We start from the raw sequence: 246 nt of genomic DNA, 5'->3' as shown, positions 1-246 counted from the left end.
CCACGCTGCGCTCGCAGCACTCGGCGATCACCACTTGGTCTGGTGTTGGTATATTGGCGAGCCGGAGGTCATGATTGACGGTGTGCGCACACTCCGCTCTCTCCCCTTGGCACAGATGCATGATAACCCTGCGGCAAAACGCGATCTATGGCGTCAGATCTGTCAATATGACTGATTACACGCTCCAGCCTATCGACGATATGCACGGCCTGTTCAATACGTACGATATCGCTCAGGTGCTTATCG

General features: G+C 54.9%; 1 protein-coding gene. It reads left to right on the top strand.

Going from position 1 to position 246, the window contains the following annotated elements:
- Nucleotides 1-175 (top strand): DNA polymerase III subunit psi (locus V0R37_RS22985; RefSeq protein ID WP_420376677.1); only part of this gene is annotated, 175 nt, incomplete at its 5' end.
- Nucleotides 176-246 lie beyond the last annotated feature (71 nt).

Origin of the sequence: Pollutimonas rozaliensis, from assembly GCF_048751585.1 — a bacterium.
Taxonomy (GTDB): domain Bacteria; phylum Pseudomonadota; class Gammaproteobacteria; order Burkholderiales; family Burkholderiaceae_B.
Note: the sequence above shows the minus strand (reverse complement) of the source record. Positions and strands in the feature narration are given on the sequence as shown.